We start from the raw sequence: 5,250 nt of genomic DNA on the forward strand, positions 1-5,250 counted from the left end.
CAATAAAGGGGTGGGTATCCAAAAAGTGAAAAGGTTAAAATTATTTCTTCGTTTCAATAAATATCTTCTTCCTTACTGGGATAAAGAAGCAGTAATTTTGATATGTACTCTCTTTGCCACTCTCTTTAGTTTGATCAGTCCTTATTTAACGAAGATTACAATTGATTATGCCTATACGAATAGGGACTTTTTTCTTTTCAATATGCTTGTCCTTTCAGGGGCTCTCATCTTTATTTTTTCTGGACTTTTGAATGGTATAAAAAATTATGTATCCATTTATGTTAAACAGTTGTTAACTTTTGACATACGGTCAGATTATTACAGACATCTTCATAAGCTTTCAATACGCTTTTTCCAATCTCGGAGCACTGGAGAACAAATGTATAGAATAGGAGGTGATATCAACAATGTTGCCTCTATGGCAACGGAAACGATTCCTACTATTCTCACCACTTGTGTAAGACTCGTATTTTTATTTGTAATTACTTTCACGTTGAGCTGGAAACTTACTCTTATTGCCCTTCTGATAACACCGCTATTTTATCTTCACTCCCATTATTTTGGCGAAAAACTTCGTGAAAGAAACAAGGAGATGACTGAAAAGGGACAGGATATTCTGAGCAGTCTTCAGGATGTCTTTTCGAATATTCGATTAATTAAGGTATTTGGAAAGGAACGGAGCGAAATAAAACGTTATCTTACGGACCAGATAGATATGATACGGCTTAGTCTTAAAAATTACAAGATGGGAGTGGCAAGCGGCTCAACACTTAGCATAATGAATACAGTGGTTATGACCTCTCTCTCTTATTATGCCGGGTATCTTGTCATTATTCAGGAGTTGACTCTTGGAAGCCTGACAGCCCTTGTACTTTATCTTGTCCAACTTTTTGGTCTTCTAAAATCGTTGGGCAGTATATATCAAGGTGTCGTCATTAAATTTGTCAATATGGAACGTTTGGCTGAAACATTTGATGCTGAAGTTGAAGTCAAAGAAAGAACTGATGCATTTGCGATAAAAAGAATCAGGGGAAATATTGAATTTAGGGATGTAGCTTTTGGCTACAAAGAAAATGAAGCTATATTGAAAGATTTGAGTTTTCAAATTGAGCCCCATGCAATAGTGGGTATAGTCGGAAAGAGTGGGGCGGGGAAAACAACTATTTTAAATTTGATTTTAAGGCTTTATGACCCATGGAAGGGAAGCATCCTGATCGACGGGATGGATTTGAGAGATTTGAAATTGAAGGATTTGAGAGAAAAGATAGGCGTTGTATTTCAGGAACCCTATCTGTTGAATGGAACAATAGCTGAAAACATCAGCTTTGGCAATCCTAAGGCAACAAAAAAAGAAATAATAGAAGCTGCTGAACTTGCAGATGCTCATGATTTCATAAAAAATTTTCCTGATGCTTATGATTCTGAAATAGGTGAAGGCGGCTGCAGTCTTTCACAAGGACAGAAACAAAGAATTGCTATAGCAAGAGCGCTCATAAAAAAACCTGACCTTCTTTTACTCGATGAAGCCACATCTTCACTCGGGTCGGATTCTGAAGCCAAGATCAAAAAGACTATTTTTGCCTTAAAAGATGAATGCACAATCATATGGGTTTCTCATCGTATATCGACAATTATGGATGCAGATACTATCTTTGTGCTCGATAATGGCAGAATTTCTTCCTGCGGTACACATAATAGGTTATTAGAGGATAGCCCTTTTTATAGAAGAATCTATAACGAGCAGTTTAAGATAACCGGGAAGCCTTATTTCGAAATTCTTCGGGACAAGAATAAAAAGGCATAAAATAGAGTAAAAGAGGTTTTAAAGTGCGTCTTAAAAGGGAAAGAGTTTCAAGAGACTATGAAATTACATTTCTGAAAAGGATAATGCATGGAAGGATTTTGCTTCCAGCGGTTGTTTTTTTGATAATGTTTACACTCATTTTTTCAATAGGTGGAATTTTTATTTTTACAAAAGTAAAGGAAAAGGCGCCTGCCATTGCCCAGTTGTCAGGCAAAGATATCAACGAATTTTCATCTTTGGCAACACCTTTTAATATGACACTTTTTTTAAATTATAAATATGAGATTCATCATGGCGATGAAATTGAAATAATAATAAAGGGCATAAATGGGAGCATTTATTTGAATGGCGAAGTGAGGAATGTCTCGTCAGGAGAAAAGTTGCCATCTGAAAGTTATAAGAATTTAAATGTTGTTGTAAGAGAATTATGGGCACCTAATAAAGAAGATGTCGTCAACACAATAAAGCAGGTAACAGGTAATGAAAAAATCAATGTAGATGTTTTTATTAGGTCAAGGCCTCTCTTTGACTTGATTATAGGAGAAAGGATTCGCAAATTGGCGGGAATCTAAGATGGATAGATTGAGCAATGAAAAGATAGTTCAAATTTTAACTGACAGAATAAGGAATGAAGGTGTGGATTTCTTCAATGAAATGGAGACATTCCTTCAAGAAGAGATGAACCTGCCAAAGAAAACTTCAAAAATTTTGAGTCAAAAGATTTTAGAAGAGTTTAAAGAAAAAGCATTTCCTCCTGTAACACGGATTGAAATGTTTATCACAGAAAATTGCCCTTTGAGGTGTGATTATTGTTTTGTTGAAGGCAAAAATGATTTTAAAAGAATGAGTAAAGAGACAGCAAGAAAGGCAGTCGATTTTCTAATTCACCAATCGGCTGAGAAAAAAGATTTGAACATTATCTTCTTTGGCGGCGAACCGCTTCTTGAGTTTGAATTGATGAAGGAAGTAATAAAATATGCAAATTGCAAGGCAGAAAGCGCAGGTAAAAGAATTACCTACGATTTAACGACAAATGGTGTCCTGATTAGAGAAGAGCATCTTGTCTTCTTTCAAAGAGAGGGCATAAAATTTCTTCTAAGCATTGATGGAGATTCTGAAACTCACAATAAGCACAGGAAAACTGCTCATGGAAAGGGAAGTTATGGTACAATTATCGATAAATTCCCAATGATGAAAAAATATCAGCCATGGATGGGTGCAAAGATGACTGTCCATCCTGATACAGCACATAAATTGCTCCATAATGTTCGCCATCTTGCTGAAATTGGATTTAATCAATTCATTATCGGTGCTGCAAGCGGTGTCGATTGGAAGGAAGATGATTGGATGACATACGAAACTCAAATGCATGAAGTTGCAAAGCTTTACCGGGAGATGCGCAGGAATAAAAAATATTTTCGTATGACCCTTTTTGAAGAGGAGGAAGATAAGTTTTTCAATAAAAGATATGTCTGGGGATGTCAGGCAGGAAGACATTCGCTTACAATTTCCACGGACGGGAGTATTTATCCTTGTTCAAAAATGTTGGGATTGAACGAACTTGAAGGAATTTGCCGTCTTGGACACATCGATACAGGAATAACAGACATAATTATGAGAGGGAAGCTCCTTGGAATGGGACGAGTGGACCGTACTAAATGCAGCAAGTGTGAATTATTGGACTGCTGTAAGGGGGGATGTTTTGCTACTAATTATCTTGAAACAAAGGATATCTTTAAACCAAGCACATTCGACTGCAAAACATCAGCGATTCAAGCCCGTGTGATAATAAACCATTTAAAGTCTGAGAAGGAAAAAAAGTGGAAATAAGTACTCGTGGAAAAGCTGTTTTGGATATTCATAAAAAGGAGAAACTTTATTCTTCATCTATATCCTTCTTTAAAGACAAGGTAATACTCTACAGCAATTACAAAGATTTTGTAGATGAGTTTAACAATTCGTTCCGATATATGGTGGAAGGTGAGAGGAATAGCAAAGGCGCCAAGAGCTTTTATCTTTACCGAGAAGAAGACAAATCTTTCAATCTTGTCCTTCCTTCATTTCAAAATCTCCATTTTGAAGGGCGTGATATTCTCTTCCCTCTTTTCACCAGTTTAATGAATTCGTTCATACTGCCGGGCTTGAAGGATATGCTTGTTTTCCATTCTGCTGCAGTTTCTATAAATGATGAAGGGATAATTATTCCCGGGGAAGAGTCAACAGGAAAGACAACATTAACAGCAGCACTTCTTGAAGAAGGGTTTACTTATTTTTCAGATGAATATGCAGGATTTGATTCCAATTCTCTTAAACTCATCTCTTATCCGAAGTCTCTTTTTATGAGAGATGACTCTATAAAGCTTTTTAAAGAGAAAGAAGAGCTGATTAGAAGTTCTCCTTTATATACATATCGAAATGAGTATCGATGGGTTGTCGATCCTATGAAGGTTTTTGGAATGGATATCGGGAAAGAGGTTGAAGTAAAGTTCATTCTTTTTTTAGTTCCTAACTATTTCGGGAAGTCAGCTATTAAAAGGATACCATCAAGCGAAGTGTTGCTTCGACTTTTGAAAACTTCAAGAAATTCGATTTATTTGAAACAGGAAGAAAGGAAAGTTTTCTTTGGGAAAGCACTTTCTATTGTAAAGAGGACAGTTGGTTATGAGTTAACAGTAGGGAGACCACAGGAAGCGGCTTCTATTGTAAAGAATAAATTAATGTATGATGAGATAAAATCGGAAGATGAATTGAAGGAACTCGATACAATTGCTGAAAAAGTTCTTTCTATGCTTTAGGCAGTAGCTTCGGAAATGGTATAATCTTTAATAACCGAAAGGGGGTGAGGAGATGAATTTTAAGGATATTGAAAAGATTGCAAGTGCAGTCGTTGGCAGTCTTTTCAGTCCAAGAAGTGCTAATGCAGGAGTTGAAGGATGTGCTGGTCCGCAAGATTCAAATCCCTTTGATTGTTCGCAAGATTTTTTCTGTGATCCGGTTCAGGGTTATGGATGTGGTGGCCAAGGACCATTTACTTGCCAACCGGCTTTTGACTGTCCTGGTTTCTTTGATTGTCCGCCGCCGGGTCCCTTCGACTGTCCACAATTATTTACAGCAGGTGCAGCATAGATTAGAAGTATCGTGTGGGCGGGCGGCAATTGTGCCGCCCGCACTTTTGATTGATTGGAAAAATTTTGCTTTTTGAAGATAATGAATTTTAAAAGAATAAAAGAAAAAGATTTAGCCAAGCTCACTGAATTTATAGCTGAAGAATTGAAAAATAATAGGACAATAAGAAAGAAACTCTTAAGCGACTTTCTCGTGCAAAAATTCAGTCTTGATAATGATGATGCTATTTTACTAATTGATGAAATAGAAAAGAGAGTAGATAAAAGCACTGAGGATGAATTTCTTTTTTTAGTTTCCAGAGAGTTTATAAACAATAAGAA

General features: G+C 36.4%; 6 protein-coding genes. All 6 read left to right on the forward strand.

Translation table 11 applies throughout. The features are described 5' to 3' along the window. Nucleotides 1-1,804: ABC transporter ATP-binding protein (locus tag D6734_08790; GenBank protein RMF93994.1), on the forward strand; the 1,804-nt coding region annotated here is incomplete at its 5' end. A gap of 23 nt (nt 1,805-1,827) precedes the next feature. Beyond that, complete coding sequence (locus D6734_08795; protein ID RMF93995.1) at nt 1,828-2,376, forward strand: hypothetical protein; 549 nt, start codon at nt 1,828-1,830, stop codon at nt 2,374-2,376. Between the two features lies 1 nt (nt 2,377). Beyond that, nucleotides 2,378-3,634, forward strand: a complete 1,257-nt coding sequence (locus D6734_08800) for an SPASM domain-containing protein (GenBank protein RMF93996.1) — start codon at nt 2,378-2,380, stop codon at nt 3,632-3,634. Beyond that, complete coding sequence (locus D6734_08805) at nt 3,625-4,599, forward strand: hypothetical protein (protein RMF93997.1); 975 nt, start codon at nt 3,625-3,627, stop codon at nt 4,597-4,599. Before D6734_08800 ends, D6734_08805 begins: the two co-directional genes overlap by 10 nt. Nucleotides 4,600-4,651: 52 nt before the next feature. Then, nucleotides 4,652-4,930, forward strand: a complete 279-nt coding sequence (locus D6734_08810) for a hypothetical protein (GenBank protein RMF93998.1) — start codon at nt 4,652-4,654, stop codon at nt 4,928-4,930. 81 nt (nt 4,931-5,011) lie between these two features. Continuing rightward, nucleotides 5,012-5,250, forward strand: a 239-nt coding sequence (locus D6734_08815; GenBank protein ID RMF93999.1) for a hypothetical protein, incomplete at its 3' end; no start/stop codon positions are given.

This window comes from Candidatus Schekmanbacteria bacterium, from assembly GCA_003695725.1.
Taxonomy (GTDB): Bacteria; Schekmanbacteria; GWA2-38-11; order GWA2-38-11; family J061; genus J061.

Bases quoted from the DNA above. Each gene is read 5' to 3' on its own strand.
- D6734_08800 (RMF93996.1), top strand. From the start codon at position 2,378: ATGGATAGATTGAGCAATGAAAAGATAGTTCAAATTTTAACTGACAGA.
- D6734_08810 (RMF93998.1), top strand. From the start codon at position 4,652: ATGAATTTTAAGGATATTGAAAAGATTGCAAGTGCAGTCGTTGGCAGT.